Raw genomic sequence first — 21,310 nt, 5'->3', positions numbered from 1 at the left:
AGATGATGAAAATTCCAGAATATGTCCCAATCATGAAAGCGAAGCAAGGTGAATTTGATGCGATAAAACCTATTAGGTCTGAGCAGTTAGAATATCAAATACAGCCAACTTTCCACCCTTTATTTGAAATGCCTAATATTTATAAAGAAGGGGTTTCAAGACTTGTTGATATTAATAGCCGTTGCGAGAAAATAGGGAAATTATGGAGTGGAAATATTGCTTTAGTGGATGGTTATTTTTGGAAACCATCTGAAGCTTTATTGGAGAATGGTGAGCATTTCCTAACCTATACGTATAACAAATTGTTTGCATTAGGAGTAAAGGTAGTTCCTGTAATTGGTTATGACCGTTGGTTTGATCAAATGAGCAGTCTTTATCATCAAACAATGAAAAATTTAAATTATCCAGAGGCTCCTTATTTTTGTATTAGATTAGATGGTGAGGCAATGTATGATATTGATGAACCTGATTTTTTCAAAGAACAACTAGAATCAATTATTTCTGATTTAAAATTAGCAGAAAATAATTGTTCTATATTATTAGATTTTGGGGATGTAAGTGTCAATCGTATAACAATTGAACAGATGCTAAGCAAGTCTAGAGACTTTTTAGAAGTATTAACTGAATATGATTTTAAATACATTTCTATCAGTGGAGCTTCATATCCTTCAAGCGTTGCAGAAGCCATTGAAGATCATGATACGGATGGTCCAGTACTTCGAAAAGAAATGGTTGTATGGCAGACTTTAAGAAACATGTTCCCTAATGTTAAATTGAAGTTTGCAGATCATGGAGCAAGACATCCAGCTCCAGAAAAGCAGATTATTAATCAACATACGAATGGAAAAATTATCTACACTATAGATAAAAATTACTATGTCGTAAGAGGCCATCCATTTTCTAGAGATGGTGGAAGTCATGGGCATAGAAAGCAGCTAGCAATGAGATTAATTAATTCTATCTATTATGAAGATGTAAGCTTTAGTTGGGGAGACAATAAAATCTTTGAATGTGCGCACGGTATTAATAATTTTATAGGAAATCCTACGCAATGGGTTGCAATTGATACGAGCCACCACATTCGGTATGTCTTAGAGGAAATAGGATCTTTTGAGCTAGCTTATCAAAAATAGATCAAATAAAAATCCAGCCATTCATAAATGGGCTGGATTTTTAAATTATTTTTCAGTAATTAAATTTTTACACTAAATTTACACCATGAATTTTATTTTTGTTTCTAAGTTTTTAATAATAAATGATATTTTATTTTAGTTGATCCTATCCATCATGGGTGCGACAGAAATACGAGGTTGTAACGATTGAAGTGATTGCATAACCAATAGCCCAAAAGTCGCTAAATTAATGAAAGGGCAGCATTATACGAGGTTTATGCTTGAATCGACAGGGGCATTTAACCGAGTAATTTATAACCACCCTTATGTTGAATATAGGAAGATGATTTATAACAAGTTACCTTATTGGGAAACCATTTTCTTTTTTTGTAAGACTGTATCGAACATGCTAAATAAAATACAAAGTACGACTAACCCAATACCGGCAAGGCAAGTCATGGTCCATCCACCACGGTTCCATGCAAAAATTCCTAATGCCGAACCACCAGCACCACCAATAAAATAAGTCGTCATATAGATGGCATTAATACGAGATTTTGCATCTGGTCGTAAACGGAAAATAATACTCTGGTTACTGGTGTGTACGAGCGCGAGTGCTAACTGAATTAAAGCAAAGCCAATAACATAAGTAGAAAGTAGAGTTTGTCCGAAGTAGAAACAAACCCAACTTACTAAGAACAGCCCGCAGCCCATCCATGTCAGTAAGCCAGTATGTCCTTGATCTGCATATTTACCAATGTAGCGTGTTGATAAAGCACCGAAGATGCCCACTAAAGGCACTAGTCCAATAAAAAGATCAGGTAAATGATGTGCTGAGGTAAGGAGTAATGCGATGGTGGAATACAAGATACTTACCGCTGCAAAGGCGAAAGCACCTGTAAGTGCTCTTAATAATAATCGCTTTTCCTGCTGTAAAAGTTGAGCCATGGAAACAAAGATTTGCCCATAGTTCATTTTCATACGTAAGACATAAGGCAAGCGGCTTTTTAAGGTAAATGCTAGCAGTAGCATTAATACGCCACTTACCACATAAACCACTTTCCAGTGGAAAAGATTCGAAAATAAGCCTGCCAGACTGGTAGAGAGTAAAATCCCGACTAATAAACCACTCATTAAAAAACCAATGATTTCGCCAGTTTTTTCGGGTTTTACAGTCATTGTGGCAAGTGGAATAAGCACTTGAGCTGCAACCGAAAACAAACCTGCTAAAATTGTACCGATCCATAGCATGGGTAAGTTAACAGCAAAAGCAGAAGTAAATAGGCCAATTGCGCAAAGCACCATCAAAAACGGAATAGCTTTAGCTTTATTAACAATATCACCCATCGGAACAATAAAGAGTAAACCGAGAGCATAAGACACTTGAGCAAATGTCACTGTTAAAGCAGCTTGTGCTTGAGTTACAGCAAACTCTTGTTGAATCGAGTGAATTAGAGGCTGACAATAGTAATTCACACCTGCACATAAGCCACATGCTGCTGCCATCAACCAAAGCAAAGGTTTATTCTGACTGATATCTTCAGGGGTAGACATGATGTTCTCTCGATTTTATTAAGTGTATGCCGTTGCTTCGACTTCAATAAGCATGTGTTCTAGCGCAAGGCGTGGTACAGGAATGAGTGTACAGGCTGGAAAAGGATGATTTTTCCATAAATTCTGCATAATTTTAATCAAAATTTGATGCTTTTCGACCGAATGGTCAACAACTAAAACTCTTAACACCGCAATATTACTAAGCTCCGCATTGGCAGCTTTTAAAGCATGTTGAATGTTATTAATGGCTTGGATAACTTGTTCTTCAAAATTTGGGCTTAATTCACCTTTTGAATTTTCGCCACCTTGACCTGCAATATGAATAATCTTTTTAAAATTTTCTACTACAGCCACATGGCTATAAGCATTTGGGGTAGGGTCATATAAAGTTGATGGATTTATGATTTTAAAAGTTTCTTTACTCATGGAACTCAACCGTTCATTAAAATTTAGATGAGTATCCAACCTCAACTTAAGTTGAGGTCAAGAGAATTTAATGTTTTAGCCTTTTCTTTCTGAGTGTAATCATCATCACACCAATAATATTGAGAAGGCAACCGACCCATTGCCACATATTTAAGTGTTCATTTAAAAAGGCAACAGCAAGCAAAATTGTTAAAACCGGTCCAATCGAAGCAATCATTGCAGATTGAGAGGCACCTAATCGTTCAATACTTTGCATGAGCATAACGGTAGGTAACACGGTGACTAAGAAGCCAAGGCCGATTCCATACCAAATCACACTAGAGGGGAGTTGTAATAGAAGTTGAATCGGGTGAGGTGTGCTGAGTGCATAGTGCGTTAATGTACCGATACAAGCCACAGTTAATGCTAACCCTGTGAAATTCCAAGAACCAAATTTCTTAATTAATGGTGGGGTTAGTAATAAATAGCCTGCAAAAGCCACCGCACTTGCAAATACTAAACTTGTACCTAACCAGAAGTTGCCCTGAATTGGTGCGTTGTTATGCTCTTGAAGCATGACCAGTACGGTTCCACCATAACTAAGAAAAATGGCAAATAAACTTTTTGCATCTAATTTTTGTTTGTAGAGTAAGCTTGAGACGATGACTGTAAGCGTGGGATATAAAAATAGAATAATTCGTTCTAGAGAGGCACTAATAAACATGAGACCCATAAAATCGAGCCAACTGGCAAAGTAGTAGCCTAATAGACCGGCAAAAATTAAAATTAGCCAATCCTTCTTTTTTATGCCCTGATTATGATGCCTGTTAAACCAACAAATAAGTAGAAAGAACGGTAAAGCGCTTAGCATGCGTAAAGCCATCAGGACTGTAGCATCTACTAATGGAGAAAGGGCATAAGTCTGTTTAATAAAGATTGCTTTTGTACTAAATAGAAAAGCAGAGCAAAGAGCAAAAAAAGACCCGATTTGAAACGAAGAAAACGAAATTTTCATATACAAGACTGTATAAGAGAGACTATTGTCTGCAAAAAAAGAAAAATCTTCCTATATTACACCTCAAATCAAATATCGTGAATCATCAGTTCAAAATATGGGTATTTATTAAATAAATATTGGGTGGTATTTTAAAAAAGTTCAATTAGAATCCAAATTCTGTACAAAGAATACACATGGGGGAAACATTGCAGCTTGCAATGTTTTTGACAATGAGAAATTAGCTTGAGGAACGCTCATGCAGATCGGAATCCCAACCGAAACTGTCGTCGGTGAAAATCGTGTAGCTGCTACGCCAGAGACAGTAAAGAAGTTGATTAGCGCTGGTCATAGCGTTGTGATTGAACGTGGTGCTGGTGTAAAGGCCGCGTACATTGACAGTGCTTATGAACAGGTCGGTGCAACCATTACGGATGATGCCTATACGGGTAGTCAAATTATTTTGAAAGTTCGCGCGCCACAAGGCGGGGAAATTCAAAAACTTGCAGCAAATACTGCTGTTGTAGCAATGTTTGATCCTTATCGTAATACCGAGCTAGATCAGTTTGCGAATCAGCAAGTTTCTGCTTTTGCTCTGGAATTGCTTCCTCGTACGCTTTCTCGTGCGCAGAATATGGACGTATTGTCTTCTCAGGCAAACCTTTCTGGTTATAAATCAGTTTTGCTTGCTGCTGCTGAATATCAGCGCATGTTCCCAATGCTTATGACTGCTGCTGGTACTGTAAAACCTGCTCGTGTTGTGATTATGGGTGTGGGCGTTGCAGGTCTTCAGGCAATTGCAACTGCAAAACGTTTAGGTGCAATTGTTGAAGCTACAGATTTACGTCCTACAGCAAAAGATCAGGTTGAGTCTTTGGGTGGTAAGTGGTTAGACGTACCAATGTCTGAAGAAGAGCAACAACGTGCAGCGGATGCCGCTAAAAATGGTTATGGATGGATGCCGGGTGAGCAATACATCAAAGACCAAGCCGCGATTGTTGATAAGGCTGTTTCTAACGCTGACATCGTGATTACTACTGCGCTCTTGCCGGGTCGTGATGCACCACGTCTGATTAAGGCTGAAACTGTTGCCAAGATGAAACCGGGTTCTGTCATTTTAGATATGGCTGTTGAAACTGGCGGTAACGTTGAAGGCTCTAAAGTGGGCGAGACTGTTTTTACGGAAAATGGCGTGAAAATTTTGGGTATTCCAAATATTCCGGCAACTGTAGCAACAGAAGCTTCAGCGCTATATGCACGTAACGTTTTTAATTTCGTAGAGACTTTATTCGACAAAGAGAAAAACTTTGCGATTAATCAAGAAGACGAAATCCAAAAAGCCCTATTGGTCACTCATGGCGGTCAAGTACTGCTTAAGCGTGGTTAAGGAGATTTCTCATGGTTGAAACTATTACAATTTTCGTCCTTGCCATCTTCGTAGGTTATTACGTAGTTTGGGGTGTTACACCAGCTTTACATACGCCGCTTATGGCTGTAACCAATGCATTGTCATCTATTATTGTAGTGGGTGCGATGTTGCAAACTGTGGGTCTACCTGTTTTGGGTGTAGATGCTAACGTTGCATTTCAAAGTGTAAATGTGGTGAGCGTACTTGGTGCGATTGCAGTATTTTTGGCAAGCATTAATATTTTCGGTGGCTTTGCAGTAACTGCACGCATGCTGGAAATGTTCAAGCCTAAGCAAAAGAAATAAGAGGGCTTTGACATGGAATTTATTCAAGCAAATGCGAACTGGTTGTACCTTGTTGGCGCAATCCTCTTTATCTTGACGCTTCGTGGCTTGTCTGGCCCTAAAACAGCAATTCAAGGTAACCGTTACGGTATGATCGCGATGGCGATTGCAGTTGTAACGACTTTCTTTGTTGCGAATAACCCAGTGATCTGGATGATTGTTGGTGCAATGGTGCTCGGTGCAATCGTAGGTATTGCTCGTGCTCGTACTGTACCAATGACGCAAATGCCGGAAACGGTTGCACTTATGCACTCTTTAGTTGGTTTGGCTGCTGTTTTAATTGCAATTGCTGCAATTTTACATAACAACCAATTAACTGAATTGTTCGCTCAAAATGAAGCAGCTTTAACGGCAGCTGGTGTGCAACATGTGCACATGAGCAAAGTTCACTTATTTGAATTGTTTGTTGGTTGTTTCGTTGGTGCGATTACCTTTACTGCATCTGTGTTTGCGTACGGTAAATTGGCTGCGAAAAAATGGGCTAAAACAATTTCTGGTGCATGGGTTAAACCTGTTCAAGCGCTTATCTTTATTGCGATGTTGGCTTGTGGTTTTTACTTCTTCACGACTGGCAACATGACTGCTTTCTGGGCAATGACAGCTCTTGCGCTTGCATTTGGCTGGGTGTGGATTGCACCAGTCGGTGGTGGTGATATGCCTGTAGTGGTATCGCTTCTTAACTCATTCTCTGGTTGGGCTGCGGCAGGTATTGGTTTTACACTTGAAAACAATATGTTGATCGTTGCGGGTTCTCTCGTAGGTTCATCTGGTGCGATTCTGTCGTACATCATGTGTAAAGCAATGAACCGTTCGATCATCAATGTATTGTTTGGTGGTGCAATGGGTGGTGCAGCGGTTGCTACTGCTGCCAAAGGTGAGCAAGTTCAACGTAACCATCGTTCTGGTTCTGCTGATGATGCCGGCTTCTTGATGTCAAATGCTGACAGCGTTGTGATTGTGCCAGGTTATGGTATGGCGCAAGGTCGTGCACAAAATGCTGTAAAAGAATTGTGTGAAATTCTAAAAGAGCAAGGTGTTCGCGTTCGTTTCGCAATCCATCCTGTTGCTGGTCGTATGCCTGGTCACATGAACGTATTGCTTGCAGAAGCAGACGTGGCATATGAAGATATCTTGGAAATGGATGAGATTAACTCGGACTTCCCTGCAACTGACGTAGTACTTGTAATTGGTGCAAACGACGTTGTTAACCCTGCTGCAAAAGATGATCCAAGCTCGCCGATTTATGGTATGCCGATTCTTGAGGCTCATAAAGCGCGTACAATCATGGTGATTAAGCGTTCTATGGCAACAGGTTATGCTGGTCTAGACAACGATTTGTTCTATAACGAAAAAACAATGATGATCTTTGGTGATGCTAAGAAAGTTGTTGAAGATATGACAAAAGCAATCAATGGTGGTGGTCACTAATCTGACCTCAATCAGGATTGTAAAAGCCACCCTCGGGTGGCTTTTTTTATTTGGCTTATTTGTTTAAAGAAATTTTTCTACGAGGTTTAGAGATTGTTGATAGAGGTCGCGTGCCAGTTGCTGGTTTTTGGCATGTGATGATTTCCAGTCTGGCATATGTGCGCTGACATATTCGCCATTACGGTTTTGCCAAGCATTTCCAGTTGCCATTTCTGTAATGAGTTTTGCTGGAACTGAAGTTGGCACTAATCCTAATTTCATCGCTGCATAAACCGGTTTTGGTAAGTCACGATAAATATCGGAAGCAACACCGCCGGGGTGTAATGCATTATTGGTAATTGAACTTCCAGCTAGTTGTTCTGCTAGTGCATTGCTGAATAATAAATTTGCAAGCTTCGATTGCCCATAATAGAACAGGGGATTGTAAAAACCTTCTGCGCGAAACTTGTTGGGTTTAATTGAGCCTACCCAGTGAGCAATAGATGCAAGATGGATAATACGTGCTTTTGGAGATTGTTTTAAAACTGGAACTAATTTTTGAGTTAGTAAAAAATGACCTAAATAGTTAACCCCAAATTGTTGCTCAAAGCCTTCATTGGTTAATTGTTTGGTTTTGGCGAATAAGCCTGCATTATTGATGAGTACGTCAAGGCTGCCATATTTGTCTGCAATTTCATCTGCTGCTTTTCGGGTTAACTCAAGGTTGTTTAAATCGAGGGAAACTAAATCGACTTGACCTTGATTGAGTGAGCGTAGTTTGTTCTGCGCATCTTGGGCTTTTTGTGGATTTCGGCACGCTAGAATGACGTGTTGTCCTTGTTTAACGAGTTGTTCTGCTGTAGCAAAGCCAATGCCCGTATTGGCACCTGTAATTAATATCTTCACTTTCTGTACTCCGGTTATGCTATTTATTGGTGAGGACTTTCAGAAAATGTATAGTGCTGCAAATCTGACAATTTGTCATGTCAAATTTAAAAATGGGTGATGACTGGCAGCTTTGGACTTTCACTTAATCTCTATAATCAAAAATGGAGGTATTTATTTTTAGTTAATGTGATGGAGAGGCTATATTGGCAATTTTTTACTTTAACTGGATGCTAAGAATGATAATATTTGATTGATATATAGTAATTATTTAAGGAGTTTAAGTGGTTAAAAGAGTAATCTTTTTCATAATCTCATTTATCAGTTTTTCCTTTTCATCGGTAACTTTGGCAGAGCCTCTTGAGGAGGCGAGTGAAAAATATGCAAATTGTTTGATGGGGCAAGTTGGGCCTCCAATAAAAATGAACAAAGATGAAAATGATATTGTTGAAGATGCTTTCTATAAATGTAGACAAGAGGAAAAGGAATGGATGGGGGTAACTGATATAAAAAAAATGGCAGGTGATGATTATAAAAATATAAGTACGGAGCAACTCAAACTAATTTCTGAGCTACAAAGTGATATTGTAAAGAAAATGAAAATAAATATGACTGAGGAAATGCTTAAAGTTATTCGAGAAAAAAGAAAAGCTAGTACATAATAAACTGTAGGTGGTAATGAAAAATATCACTTTTAACAACTAAAAAAGCGGCTCAAAAGAGCCGCTTTTTTTAAAAGCAAAATTTTAAGCAACCGACTCTGGAGCGGTACGCCATAAGCTTTCTAAATCATAGAATTTACGAGCTGTTGGTAGCATCACATGTACTACAACAAAGCCGAGATCAATTAAGATCCATTCTGCATCTCGTTCACCTTCAACGCCAATCGGGCGGAAACCGGCTTTTCGAGCTTCTTCTGCAACATTGTCTGCAAGTGCTTTCACATGACGAGTAGAAGTACCGCTCGCAATTACAATAGCATCAGCGACATTGCTAATTGAGCTAACATCTAACTGGAGAATATCTTTTGCTTTTACATCAACTAAAGCGTCGTGGACGACTTTGAGACAAGTTTGTACGTCTTTATTTGAGGTATTCATTGCGAAATCGTGAGAATTAGACACGCTGGGCGATGGTTCTAAATTCATATAGGGTATATTTTCCTGACAATTACTCACTATCTAATATAGTGGTTTTCGCGCTAAATTTCAAATAAAACTCGTAACAGTTTATATATTTACATCATCCGAAAAATACTTTTTCTTCCATGTAAATGACTGATTTGAAGTATTTTCAGGCTTATATTCTGCTGCAATATAGTTTTGATAAGAACTTTGTTTTAACCAAGAAAAAATTTGTTCATAAGGAATTTCAGCTGTATCTGGCTCATGACGGCCCGGACAGTCCGCAAATTGAATATGACCAATTGAGTTAATATTCTCTTGTAAACCCTCAAGAACGTCTTCGCCCATCATTGCCATGTGATAGCAATCATATTGCATTTTTAGAGTAGGGTCGTTGACCGCTTCTAGCATTTCTTGTGCCTGCGCAATATTTTGTACTAAAAAGCGGGGCATATCTGTACCGTTAATCATTTCAAAAACGGGTTCTATATCGTGTTCACTGAGTAAGTTACACGCAAGTTTTAAATTAGCTGCTAATGTTTTTAAACAAGGCAGTAAGTCAGCATCGAGCGGTTGTTTACCAGCTAAAATATTAACACGAGGAACCTTTAAAGCTGTGGCATAGCTAATGGCTAACTCTAATGCTTCATGGAAAGCTATTTCTTGACCAGGAATGCCTGCTAAACCATTTCCGCCTTGCATAAGGTCACCAGCAGGCACATTGATTAGACAAAGGCTAAGGTTGTAGCGTTCGAGTTGAGTTTGAATATCTGCAATAGTTAATTCATAAGGGAATTGAATTTCGACATATTCAAAGCCCTGTGCATGGGCCAGAGCGAAGCGTTCAATTAAAGGAACTTCGGTAAAAATCATGGATAAATTGACTGCAAGACGACCCATACTCAAACTCCGTTTATTTTTGCTCTACTAATTGAATCATAGTAGCTAAATCTTTCTCAGCAAAGCCATTTTTTTGGTGAGTTTGTAGCTGTAATAGAGCTTTTTGTGCAACTGGGATGTCTAAATTAACATTGTTAGCCAATGTTACTGCGTTATTAAGATCCTTAGATAATGTTTGAACTTTCCACTGAATTGGCTCAAAGGTATGAGTTGCCATACGTGGAGTTAGAATTTGAAAGGGTTTAGAGTCCGCAAATCCGCCTGCTAAAGCTGGAGCGAGTAAAGTTGTATCTACACCAGCTCGGTCAGCAAGCGCGACAGCTTCAGCAATAAGGGCGCTGTTGGCTGCAACAATCAGTTGATTACAAATCTTGGTGGCTTGGCCAGTTCCTGTATCACCCATTCTCGTTACACGTTGAGATAAAACATTATAAACAGGCGTTAGTTCTGTAATCGTTTGAGCATTACCGCCTGCAAAAATGACAAGTGTGCCTTGTTCTGCTCCAGCTGTTCCACCTGATACAGGTGAATCAATCCAAATAACGTCATGTGTGGCAGCTGCTTGAGCAAGCGTTTTTGTTGCAGCAACAGATAAGCTTGAGAAATCCACAATAACTTGTTCAGCTTTTAAGTTAGGCTGAATTTTTTCAAATACTGCTTCTACTGCTTTGTCATCTGCTAGACAGATTAAAATAATAGGATAGTTACCAATATTTGAAAGTTCTAAAGGTAGTGCACCGATATCAATCAGTTCTTCACATGCAGAGAAGGTTCGATTCCAAACCGCAACTTGAAAGCCAGCTTGAATAAGGCGGGTTGCCATTCGACTTCCCATAAGCCCCATACCTAAAAAAGCAATAGGGGTATTACGATCAAAATTCATCATCTAAGCTCTTTATTTATATTGGCGTGGTAAAAAATTAACTTCCGGATGTTTGTCTTTTTTACGAGCAAGTTTGCTATTTTTACCTAGTAATAATTTAAGTTGCCAGATTTTTTCTAGACGCAATGATTTTTCTGGTTGATGCTCCATTGCATCTAGTACGCGTTTTGCCGCTGTGAGGGCATCAGGTGAGCGTTGTAACATTTCAGCTGCAATCTCATGTGCTCTCTCTAGAGGCGAGTCACTTAAATGAGTCACAAGACCGATTTCTTTTGCATAATTACCGTCAAAAACACGGGCAGTTAAGGTGAGTTCTTTTGCAAGGTCAACACTAATTAAACCTTTTAATGAGCGAGTGAGTCCCATATCAGGGACTAAACCCCAACGGCTTTCCATAATCGACATTTTGGTTTCTGGATGAGAAATTCGAATGTCGGAAGCCAAGGCAAGTTGCATACCTGCGCCGAAACAATATCCTTCTAATGCAGCAATAACTGGGACAGGTAAATTCTGCCAAGTCAGAAATGCTTTTTGAAAAAGACTTTGTCCGGGTTTTACAAGTTCCCAAATGGCAAAAGCAGAGTTTTTCGGATTGTTTAGGTCGGATAAATCAATTCCAGCACTAAACACATTCCCTTCGCCTGTCAAAATAACACAGCGAATATCTCTATCCTTTTTAATTGCTTTTGCAGTTGAAACTAACTCTTTTAATAAGGCAAAACTCATTGCATTGCGTTTGTCTGGACGGTTTAAATATACCGTTGCAATGCCATTATTTTTTTCAATACGTAAGAGTGCCATGAGATTCCCGCTTCTTTTTTTATAGATGAACGGAGCATAACATGGCTGTAATTTGGAAACATGACAGCCCAGTCATGCCTCTTTGATAGAGATATTAGTCAGGAATCACCAAGATTTGATGGGCTGCACTTTCTACCTCTTTAACGACAAGACCTAGTTCATCAAAGCGCAGCATCACTTCTTCAATGAAGCCTTCATCTGCTATACGGCGTTCTTTACGCAGTGTTGAAATAAATTGCTCAAAGTCACCAGTCACTTGTTGTAGTTTCGGGACGCCTACATAGCGAGTAGCCCCATAGAGGCGATGTAAAACATGTTCAAGTTGAGGGAAGTCTTCAAGCTCAATGAGCTGCTGCATTTCATCTAGCTCAGTTGGAAAACTATCAACTAACATTTTAAGTAGATCTTGTGCCAAGTCTTCTTTATTTGCTGCAAGCTGCAAACTTTGTTGCCAGTTTAAAATTTGTGGATCTAAAGCTTCTGCAACGACATGATGGTCTTTATCTAAGGCTTTTGCTGTAAAGTTGTTTTTAGTCCATTGCGTTAAGATCTGGATGATTTGCTCCATTTGGATTGGCTTGGTGACATAGTCATTCATGCCTACTTTCAGGAGTTTTTGCTTTTCATCAGCAAGCGCATGCGCGGTTAGTGCAATAATTGGAAGCTGCATTTCTCCGTCTAAAGTCGATTCTAAAGAGCGAATAGCACGAGTTGTATCAATACCTGACATGACAGGCATTTGAATATCCATAAACACCAAATCAAATGGTTTAAGTTTCTGATCAATTCGCTCTTGGATCAGGTTAAGTGCTTCTTGACCACTAAGTGCTTTAGTTGTTTTAACGTTTAGCTCACCAAGTAAGGCTTCTAAAACAATTAAGTTGGGCAAATGGTCATCTACTGCCAGAATGTGTAAACCCTGACCATTAAAGTCTTGTTGTTCCTCTTCAAAAATAGGTTGATCATTTAATAATTGAATGAGTCCGCTTCGACTTAATGGTTGATAGAGAGGGCGAGCACGGTATTCACTGAGCATGTTTGGCTCAAGTGTCATTTGATAGCCATAGACGGCTAAATTGCCTTGATAACGACTGCGTATTTCTTTTAATAACGCTTCAGTATCGCCGCTATGGTCAACAATGAGCCATGTATTATCTTTCTGATCAAGATGTTTTAAGCGGCTAAACAAGTCCAGAATCGATTGTGTTTCGATGTGTGGAACATGGTAGTTTTCAAGGTAGTAACGTAAAACACTTGCTGTAGCAGGGTGCGCAAGATAAGACACCACTTGTAAATGCTCAAAGTGTGGGTGTTCGATTTCGTAATCTTCATCTACCACAAATTGTGCGGTAAACCAGAAGGTCGAGCCTTTTTCTGTTGGAGCGCGTTCTTGGTTATCTTCAAAACCAATTTGACCATGCATGAGATGAACAAGTTGTTTAGAGATGGCAAGACCCAAACCTGTACCGCCAAATTGACGTGTAACCGATGCATCGCCTTGTGAGAATGATTCAAATAATTTTTTACGATCTGTGCCACTTAAACCAATACCACTATCTTGAACACTGAAATGAAGCAGACATTGCCCAATATCATCATGTTCCATACGAACGCGAACAATAATTTCACCATCTGGAGTGAACTTGATTGCATTAGAAATTAAGTTGGTCAGGATTTGCTTGAAGCGTAAAGCATCGCCAATCACTTCTTGTGGAATGTTGTCGGCATAGTAAAAAGCCATGGCGATATGTTTTTGAGCAGCCAAAGGAGACAGCATATCCATGACATCAAAAATGGCTTCTTCTAAATCAAAAGGTGCTGTTTCAAGTTCTAATTTACCCGCATCAATTTTTGAGAAATCTAATACATCGTTAATTAATGCCAATAAATGGGCCGACGACTTGCGAATGGTTTGCAAATAAAGATTTTGTTCGTTATTTAAATTTTGTTGACGAAGCAATAAATGAATAAAGCCATCAATACTGTTTAGAGGTGTTCGAAGCTCATGACTAATATTGGCAAGGAAAACTGACTTTGCTTGGTTTGATGAAATCGCTTGGTCACGTGCTTGACGATAAGTAATGTTTTGGACTTCTAAGGTATCTAAGGTTCTGCGTAAGTCTTCTTCTGTTTGTTCGGTGTGTTCTTTTAATTCTAAAAAGCTAAAGTGTAATCGCTTAACAACATTTGCAATATCACGTTGTAGTAAGCGCAGCTCTCCAGTACTGTTAATGACTAGGTGCTGGTCTAGAGTATCAGCATTTAGACGTTGCAACTGCATGCGAATTTCATACATCGGCGCAATCCAGCGACGAGAGTAAAAATTCAAGCACAGTAAAAGTAATAGTAAGGTCATTAATCCAGTAATGACGAGAGCAATCATAATGCGATAACGTGCCAACTCTAAAGGTTGGTTATCCATTTCAATCATTAACCAAACTGGGGCTTTTCCAGCTTTATTACTAATCTGCATTCCATAAATATTATTATGGTTATAAGAGATGGGACCAAAAAAAATATTATTACTAGGAAAGCTAGGCCAATAACGATTATCACGATAACCAATACTTAAATAAGTCTGTCCATTGTTATCAATTAATACCGCGCGTTTAAGATTTTTTTCGCTAAACATGCTTTGCATAATGTGCTGGGCATGATCGTATTCATCGGGTTGTAGTTCAACCAGTGTATATAGATCTTTCGAAATCTGATTGTAGCGAGCTAGAATCGCTGAGGCGTGATGTAGCTGTTGTTGTTTTACCGAATGTGACGTTTCAGTTAAAACCAGAAAAGCACCGACCCCTGTTAAAATCATAATCGGCACAAAAATTAGAGCAATCAATTGCCCATATGCATGATTCAGACGTAAGCGTTTCGATAAGGTTTTATTGAAATTAGACATGGCTACATCAGATTTATCTCTCTGTACGGCATCTTATCACGCTTTATTTTAAAACAGACGGCATTTTATAAATGACCGAGCTTTAATCGCTTTCATGAAAAAGCATATTGAAATGGGTGCAGTACCGAGCATTTTTTCATACAATAGGCGCACCTCGATATAGGTGTTGATCATGAGTAATACACAACCTGACTTTTTAGCTGACGAATTTTTGTTAGATCACTATGTAGGTAATACACCTCTAGTTCGTTTGCAGCGTTTAGCTTCTCATACGCAAGCGACGGTTTTAGCAAAATTAGAAGGTAATAATCCGGCAGGTTCTGTAAAAGATCGTCCTGCATATAACATGATTATGCAAGCAGAAAAACGTGGTCAAATTAAGCCGGGTGACACCTTGATTGAAGCAACCAGTGGGAACACAGGTATTGCTTTGGCAATGGTTGCAGCAATGCGTGGTTATAAAATGAAATTAATCATGCCGGGGAATTCAAGTCAGGAACGTAAGGATGCTATGCGTGCTTATGGTGCAGAATTGATTGAAGCGCCGAATATGGAAGCTGCACGAGATATGGCTTTGCAAATGCAAGCTGAAGGTCTAGGTTTGGTCCTCAATCAGTTTGGCAATCCAGATAATGTTGAAGCGCATTACCTCACCACAGGCCCTGAAATTTGGAAGCAAACAGGTGGAAAGATTACCCATTTTGTAAGCTCAATGGGTACAACTGGTACCATCATGGGTGTTTCTAAATATTTAAAAGAACAAAATCCAGATATTCAAATTATTGGTTTACAGCCTTCTGAAGGTTCAAATATTGCTGGTATTCGCCGTTGGCCACAAGAATATTTACCTACAATTTTCGATCCGAAACGTGTTGATCAAATTATGGATATTCCGCAAATTGAAGCGGAAAAAACGGCTCGCCGTTTAGCACGTCAGGAAGGAATTAGTGCAGGTACATCTTCTGGTGGGGCGGTGTGGGCTTCAGTGAAAATTGCAGAAGAAAATCCAGATGCTGTTATTGTTTGCATTATCTGTGACCGTGGCGACCGCTACTTGTCTACAGGATTGTTTTCAGTACAGGACGATAACTCATAATTGAGAGAAATAATGCGTTTCCCTACCTTAGTTTTTGATATTGAAACTTTAACTGATTTAAAAGCGGGAGCGCATTTATATCATCTTGATTTACCAGAGGCTGATGTAGAGCAAGCATTGACTAAACTCCGTCGTCAAGAATCAGGCATGGATTTTCAGCGCTTACCTTTGCATGAAATTGTTTGTATTTCTGGTCTATGGATTGATGAGTCTGGCTTTAGATTATTCTCTTTTAGTCGTGAACAATATTCTGAAGCTGAGATTTTGCAAAAGTTCTTGTCAATTTTTGATAAGCGTCATCCGACTTTAGTGAGTTGGAACGGCTCACAATTTGATTTACCTGTCATTCTGTTTCGCGCTATGTATCATGGGCTCTCTGCCCCTGGTCTATTTGATCAAGGTGAGATTGATAGCCAGAAGCGTTTTAATAATTACCAAAACCGTTATCACCATCGCCACATTGATTTAATGGACGTGATGGCAATGTTTAATGGGCGTAATTTTCAAAAGCTTGATGATATTGCCTGCATTTTAGGTTTGCCGGGTAAACGCGGTGAATCGGGTTATCATGTGCCTGAATATGTTCGTAATCAACAGTGGTTAAAATTGACTAGCTATTGTGAAGGGGATGTACTCAATACGTGGTTTATTTATTTACGTTGGCTCGTACTAAAAGGCCAGATGAGCGTAGATGAACATAACCACTGGATTAGTTCGAGTATTGAATATTTGCAGACCATGCCGCAACAGTCTGATTTTCTTGAAGTATGGGAACGTACTTCTAAACATACTGAATTTACTTCTCACTATTTTAATTCTTCAGATTTTTAGGTTCATCCTTTGAAACAACACGCCAAAGCTCGCAAGCCTCAACAACCTGAATATATTTTTCAAGTTGAAACACTTTCTCATGAGGGGCGGGGAATTGCGCATTATGGTTCTCATCCTGATCATCCAGCAGATAAGCATGGCAAGAAAGTTTTTATTCGTTATGCATTGCCAGGAGAAACTGTAAAGGCTCAGATTACTCATCAAGCGAAGCGTCTTGAAGAAGCTGAGATGGTGCAGTTGTTAGGAGAGCCTTCAACTCATCGTAGAGATGCAATTTGTCCTCATTATGGTATTTGCGGTGGCTGTAGCATGCAGCATATCCATCCTGATGAACAAATCCGCTTAAAGCAAAGTGTGCTCCAATCGCATTTACAACATTTTGCTGGAATTCAGCCTGAACAGTGGCTTGAGCCAATTCGATCTTTACAAACAGATTATCGTCGTCGTGCTCGAATAGGGGTGCGCCATCTGCCAAAGCCAGATCGCTTAATTATGGGGTTTCGTGAACACCATAGTAATCGACTAACTTCTATCCACACTTGTAGTGTTTTGGATAAAAAACTATCAGATAGCTTGCCTGAGCTACGTATTTTACTCCAAAGTCTAAAAGGCAAAGCGCATATAGGTCATGTAGAATTAGCAAAAGGTGATCATGAAGTTTCTTTGTTGGTTCGTCATGTAGAAAAATTAAATAATTCTGATGTCAACCAATTAAAGCAATTTGCGTTAGACAAAGGGTGGCAATTGTATTTGCAGCCTAAGGGGCCTGAAAGTATTCATCGTATTGATGATGAAAAAGGTGCTTTACGTTTACACTATGCCTTAGAGCGGTTTGATGTAAATTTTGCTTTTTCGCCATTGGATTTTACTCAGGTCAATGCCACAGTAAATGAACAAATGGTTCAATTGGCATGTGAATTGCTTCAATTGCAACCAGGTGAAAAGGTACTTGATCTATTTTGCGGTTTAGGCAATTTCTCACTCCCGTTAGCACGATGTGTTGGTGAGAGTGGTCAGGTTGTCGGTGTGGAAGGGAGTGAAGAAATGGTGCAGCGGGCAACAGCTAATGCAAAATGCAATAGTTTGGTGCAAGCAACCTTCTTTTCACAAGATTTAACAAAAGATTTTTCGCATCATTCTTGGGCAAATCAAGGATTTGATGCATTATTGATTGATCCTCCTCGTGCTGGTGCATATGAAATTATGCAGTATGTATCAAATTTTGGAGCAAAAAGAATCGTTTATGTATCATGTAATCCAGCTACACTGGCAAGGGATGCGGGTGTTTTGGTCCAATATGGTTACCAGTTAAAAAAAGCAGCTGTGATGGACATGTTTACGCACACAGAACATGTTGAATCCATTGCACTATTTGAAAAAATTCAAGAGATAAACGATTAAAAACATGAGTTACATATTGAGGAGAATGGTATGGTCACAGTACGTGAACAGTTACCTGAACAACTAACTGAGTTGTCCGAGGAAACGACTGTAGAGCATGCCGCCGAAACGCAAATCGGTTTAGCCTCATGGTTGGATCGGGTGCGTGAAATATTAGATGGGGCGAAGCTTGAACAGCTTGAGCAGGTTGCTCATTTAACCCTGCAAAAAGAGTTGGACTCAACGGTTAATCATCGTTCAAATACTTTCGCTACTGGCGTTGGAATGGCCGACATTTTGGCACATCTCCATGTAGATGAAGATACTCTATCGGCAGCCATGCTCTATCGTAGTGTGCGTGAAGACATTACTGATATAGAAGAAGTAAAAAAGAAATTTGGAGATCAGGTTTATAACCTTGTCAAAGGCGCTTTGGCAATGGGTAAACTCTCGGAACTCATTGAAAAAAATAAGCGGTTAGAAGACCACTTCAATAACAATCAACGAGAACATTTGAGTGGCATTTATAAAATGCTGATTTCGGTCACCGAAGATGTTCGTGTTGTTTTAATTAAACTTGCTGAACGTACTTATTCTTTACGAGAGCTGGCAAATTCCTCTCGTGAACGTCAAGAACGCGTAGCACGTGAAATTCTTACTATTTATTCGCCATTAGCACATCGACTCGGTATTGCTCAGCTTAAATGGGAACTTGAAGATCTCGCTTTTCGCTATTTAGCTCCAGATCGTTATAAAGAAATTGCATCATTACTGAATGAAAAACGTTTAGAGCGTGAACATTATATTCAGTTCGTGATTGATCGTTTAAAAAATGAGTTGGCGTCTTACGGAATCGAGTCAGAAATCACAGGTCGAGCGAAGCACATTTATTCGATTTATCGAAAAATGAAAAGCAAAAACCTGAGTTTTGATCAGCTCTATGATATTCGTGCCTTACGTGTGTTGGTTAATAGTGTCCCAGAGTGTTACCACTCTTTGGGTATCGTACATCAAATCTGGCGTCATATTCCGCATCAGTTTGATGACTATATTACCAACCCAAAAGCAAATGGTTATCGCTCTTTGCATACTGCTGTAATTGCCGAAAATAAATCACTTGAAGTACAAATTCGTACTCATGAGATGCACGATGAAGCAGAGTTGGGTGTATGTTCGCACTTTAACTATAAAGAGGGTTCAAAGAATACAGACCATTCCTTTAACCATCGTTTGCATTCATTGCGTGCCGTTCTAGAACACTATCAAGAACGCAATGAAACGACGGTACATCAAAACGAAGATGAAACAGAAGGCTTTGATCAACTACAAGACTTTGAAGGCTTTGAGAAGATTTATGTTTTCAGTCGTGATGGTGATATTAAGGAATTGCCTCGTGGCTCGACAGTTTTAGATTTTGCTTATCATGTGCATACGGAAGTAGGGAACAAGTGTTACGCAGCGCGAGTTAACCAGCGTTATGTGCCATTAACCTATACTTTAAAAACTGGCGAACAGGTTGAGATTTTAACTAAAAAAGATCGTGATCCAAACCGAGATTGGTTGGTGAATTCTTTAGGTTATATTAAGACCTCTCGTGCTCGTGACAAGCTGCGTCATTGGTTTAGACAACAAGATCGTAGTAAAAATCTTGAAGTTGGCCGTGAACTTCTTAATAAAGAGTTAGCTCGTCTAGCGATTCACCCAAAAAGTATCGACCTAAATGATTATTCATCACATTTTAATGTAAAAACAGGTGATGACATTTTGGTGAGTCTGGTAAGCGGTGATATTAGCTTACATGCCTTGATTAATCAGGTGAACCGCCAAATGCATCTAGATCAGGATGAACCTGAACTAGTGCTTAAACCAGCATTAAATCCACGTGCTAGCCATACATTGTCGGCTCATGGAATTTTAATTGATGGTTTAGACAATGTAGAGCTGCACATCGCGCAGTGCTGTCAGCCCGTACATGGTGAATCAATCGCTGGATATATTACTTTGAACCGTGGTGTCAGTATCCACAAAGTCATTTGTTCAGATTATCAGCGTATGATTAAGCAGGAACCAGAGCGTGCTGTTGAAGCCGATTGGGAAATGCAGCCAACACGTGGTCAAAGCGTTCAAATTGTGGTGGAAGCTTATGATCGTCGTGGTCTGCTTAAAGACTTAACTCAAGTGATTTTCTCTGACCAAATCAATATTCGTCAGGTTAATACAATTTCTGAGGCAGATGGTATTGCCAATATGAAGTTGTTAATTGAGGTTAAGGGTTTAGCACAGCTTTCTCGCTTATTGGCACGCTTAGAGCAGCAACCTGGGATTATTAGTGCGCGACGCATGATTCAAGGTGTTTAAATAAATTGAGTAAAAAGGCTGTCAAATGACAGCCTTTTTAATTCGAATTACTTTCTTGATAAATAAATATTAGTGAGTCGATTTAAAAACTGAGGGCTTAAGGTCGAGAGCTGATAAAGCAGTTTGGTTTTTATGCCAACAGGAGTGTGAGTTGGTGTCCAAAAATGAGCTTTTTTCTCTACAAGCGTAAGCACCTGTTGAGCAATATCATTCGGTGTTAAGTCGATTCCCATATTTTGAATAGTGCCTGCATCCATATTGTTAACCATTGCAGTTTGCACAAACAGCGGCATCACATCTAAAACACGAATACCGTATTTCTTCCATTCCACATCTAAACCTTCAGTAATTCCGCGAACAGCAAATTTACTAGCTGAATAAGAAATCAAATCAGCTTGCCCATAAATTGCAGAAGCTGAAGATAGATTGATAACACGTGCAAAAGACGCTTGCTTTAAATAAGGTAGGGCAGCGTGACAGCCATTGATGACACCGTTTACATTAATATTTATTGTTCTTTGATGAGCTTTAATATCAGTCGTTTCAAATGCACCAGAATATAAAATACCGGCATTATTTACTAAGATGTTGAGTTTGCCAGCCCATTCAGTAAATTCTTTTAATATACGTTGCCATTGGTCGTAATCACTTACATCTAGATAGCCGGCACGGGCATTTGGCCCTAAGTCGTTTGCCAATTCTTGAGCAAGCGATTCATTAATATCATAAATGCCTACTTTATATCCTTGTTTGTAGAATACGCGTGCAATTTCAGCCCCAATACCTTGAGCAGCACCACTAATCAGAATACTGTATCTCATCTTTTTTCTCTTTGTCAGTACAATAGTGCGACTGATTTAATCGCTTTGATTTTGATCATAACAAATTAAAATCTTAGTTTTACTGACCGATTTTTTAAACTTGAG

The 21,310-nt window shown here is 39.3% G+C and carries 19 protein-coding genes; 9 read left to right on the top strand and 10 right to left on the bottom strand.

The window, feature by feature from the left end; all coding sequences use genetic code 11:
* Nucleotides 1-2 precede the first annotated feature (2 nt).
* Nucleotides 3-1,133 carry a beta family protein gene (locus tag F968_RS15800; RefSeq protein ID WP_000975797.1) on the top strand — a complete coding sequence of 377 codons (1,131 nt, stop codon included), beginning with the start codon at nucleotides 3-5 and terminating at the stop codon, nucleotides 1,131-1,133.
* Nucleotides 1,134-1,475: 342 nt separating this feature from the next.
* Here the strand turns inward: F968_RS15800 and F968_RS15795 are convergent, their stop codons facing one another.
* From F968_RS15795 to F968_RS15785, 3 genes are all read right to left on the bottom strand, one after another.
* Nucleotides 1,476-2,666 (bottom strand): MFS transporter, encoded by a 1,191-nt coding sequence (locus tag F968_RS15795; protein WP_004794602.1) that lies wholly within the window; start codon nucleotides 2,664-2,666, stop codon nucleotides 1,476-1,478.
* Between the two features lie 18 nt (nucleotides 2,667-2,684).
* Entirely contained in the window at nucleotides 2,685-3,092 is a 408-nt protein-coding gene (locus F968_RS15790; protein WP_004794599.1) for a RidA family protein, read from the bottom strand.
* A 67-nt stretch (nucleotides 3,093-3,159) separates the two neighbouring features.
* Nucleotides 3,160-4,086, bottom strand: coding sequence for a DMT family transporter (locus tag F968_RS15785; RefSeq protein ID WP_004794596.1), 927 nt, complete (start codon nucleotides 4,084-4,086; stop codon nucleotides 3,160-3,162).
* Between the two features lie 238 nt (nucleotides 4,087-4,324).
* Here F968_RS15785 and F968_RS15780 point away from each other — a divergent pair, with 238 nt between their 5' ends.
* From F968_RS15780 to F968_RS15770, 3 genes are read left to right on the top strand one after another with little or no spacing between them, the layout of a single operon-like run.
* Nucleotides 4,325-5,452, top strand: coding sequence for a Re/Si-specific NAD(P)(+) transhydrogenase subunit alpha (locus tag F968_RS15780; RefSeq protein ID WP_004794594.1), 1,128 nt, complete (start codon nucleotides 4,325-4,327; stop codon nucleotides 5,450-5,452).
* Nucleotides 5,453-5,463: 11 nt separating this feature from the next.
* Nucleotides 5,464-5,778, top strand: coding sequence for a proton-translocating transhydrogenase family protein (locus F968_RS15775; protein ID WP_000230434.1), 315 nt, complete (start codon nucleotides 5,464-5,466; stop codon nucleotides 5,776-5,778).
* 12 nt (nucleotides 5,779-5,790) lie between these two features.
* Nucleotides 5,791-7,245, top strand: a complete 1,455-nt coding sequence (locus F968_RS15770; RefSeq protein WP_004794591.1) for an NAD(P)(+) transhydrogenase (Re/Si-specific) subunit beta — start codon at nucleotides 5,791-5,793, stop codon at nucleotides 7,243-7,245.
* Nucleotides 7,246-7,308: 63 nt separating this feature from the next.
* Here the strand turns inward: F968_RS15770 and F968_RS15765 are convergent, their stop codons facing one another.
* Nucleotides 7,309-8,130, bottom strand: coding sequence for an SDR family NAD(P)-dependent oxidoreductase (locus tag F968_RS15765; protein WP_004794590.1), 822 nt, complete (start codon nucleotides 8,128-8,130; stop codon nucleotides 7,309-7,311).
* Between the two features lie 263 nt (nucleotides 8,131-8,393).
* Here F968_RS15765 and F968_RS15760 point away from each other — a divergent pair, with 263 nt between their 5' ends.
* Nucleotides 8,394-8,771, top strand: coding sequence for a hypothetical protein (locus F968_RS15760; RefSeq protein ID WP_004794588.1), 378 nt, complete (start codon nucleotides 8,394-8,396; stop codon nucleotides 8,769-8,771).
* 84 nt (nucleotides 8,772-8,855) lie between these two features.
* Here F968_RS15760 and rsfS read toward each other — a convergent pair whose 3' ends face one another.
* From rsfS to F968_RS15735, 5 genes are all read right to left on the bottom strand, one after another.
* Nucleotides 8,856-9,257 carry a ribosome silencing factor gene (rsfS, locus tag F968_RS15755; RefSeq protein ID WP_004794586.1) on the bottom strand — a complete coding sequence of 134 codons (402 nt, stop codon included), beginning with the start codon at nucleotides 9,255-9,257 and terminating at the stop codon, nucleotides 8,856-8,858.
* Between the two features lie 81 nt (nucleotides 9,258-9,338).
* The gene (locus F968_RS15750) at nucleotides 9,339-10,133 is read right to left on the bottom strand and encodes a hydroxypyruvate isomerase family protein (protein WP_004794584.1); all 795 of its coding nucleotides are present in this window, start codon (nucleotides 10,131-10,133) and stop codon (nucleotides 9,339-9,341) included.
* A 13-nt stretch (nucleotides 10,134-10,146) separates the two neighbouring features.
* Nucleotides 10,147-11,016 (bottom strand): NAD(P)-dependent oxidoreductase, encoded by an 870-nt coding sequence (locus tag F968_RS15745; protein WP_004794581.1) that lies wholly within the window; start codon nucleotides 11,014-11,016, stop codon nucleotides 10,147-10,149.
* Nucleotides 11,017-11,028: 12 nt separating this feature from the next.
* Nucleotides 11,029-11,817, bottom strand: coding sequence for a crotonase/enoyl-CoA hydratase family protein (locus F968_RS15740; protein ID WP_004794580.1), 789 nt, complete (start codon nucleotides 11,815-11,817; stop codon nucleotides 11,029-11,031).
* A 94-nt stretch (nucleotides 11,818-11,911) separates the two neighbouring features.
* The gene (locus F968_RS15735) at nucleotides 11,912-14,719 is read right to left on the bottom strand and encodes a GacS-like sensor histidine kinase (protein WP_004794578.1); all 2,808 of its coding nucleotides are present in this window, start codon (nucleotides 14,717-14,719) and stop codon (nucleotides 11,912-11,914) included.
* A gap of 172 nt (nucleotides 14,720-14,891) precedes the next feature.
* Here F968_RS15735 and cysM point away from each other — a divergent pair, with 172 nt between their 5' ends.
* From cysM to F968_RS15715, 4 genes are read left to right on the top strand one after another with little or no spacing between them, the layout of a single operon-like run.
* On the top strand, nucleotides 14,892-15,815 hold the full coding sequence (gene cysM / locus F968_RS15730; protein ID WP_004794576.1) for a cysteine synthase CysM: 924 nt from the start codon (nucleotides 14,892-14,894) through the stop codon (nucleotides 15,813-15,815).
* Nucleotides 15,816-15,827: 12 nt separating this feature from the next.
* Entirely contained in the window at nucleotides 15,828-16,646 is an 819-nt protein-coding gene (locus tag F968_RS15725) for a 3'-5' exonuclease (protein WP_004794574.1), read from the top strand.
* A gap of 9 nt (nucleotides 16,647-16,655) precedes the next feature.
* The gene (rlmD, locus tag F968_RS15720) at nucleotides 16,656-18,047 is read left to right on the top strand and encodes a 23S rRNA (uracil(1939)-C(5))-methyltransferase RlmD (protein WP_004794572.1); all 1,392 of its coding nucleotides are present in this window, start codon (nucleotides 16,656-16,658) and stop codon (nucleotides 18,045-18,047) included.
* A gap of 30 nt (nucleotides 18,048-18,077) precedes the next feature.
* Nucleotides 18,078-20,384 carry a RelA/SpoT family protein gene (locus tag F968_RS15715; protein ID WP_004794570.1) on the top strand — a complete coding sequence of 769 codons (2,307 nt, stop codon included), beginning with the start codon at nucleotides 18,078-18,080 and terminating at the stop codon, nucleotides 20,382-20,384.
* Nucleotides 20,385-20,431: 47 nt separating this feature from the next.
* Here F968_RS15715 and F968_RS15710 read toward each other — a convergent pair whose 3' ends face one another.
* Nucleotides 20,432-21,205 carry an SDR family oxidoreductase gene (locus F968_RS15710; RefSeq protein WP_004794568.1) on the bottom strand — a complete coding sequence of 258 codons (774 nt, stop codon included), beginning with the start codon at nucleotides 21,203-21,205 and terminating at the stop codon, nucleotides 20,432-20,434.
* Between the last annotated feature and the right edge of the window lie 105 nt (nucleotides 21,206-21,310).

This window comes from Acinetobacter sp. NIPH 817 (assembly GCF_000368405.1).
GTDB lineage: Bacteria > Pseudomonadota > Gammaproteobacteria > Pseudomonadales > Moraxellaceae > Acinetobacter.
The sequence above is the reverse complement of the archived record's forward strand: the minus strand, read 5'-3'. Positions and strand labels throughout refer to the sequence as shown.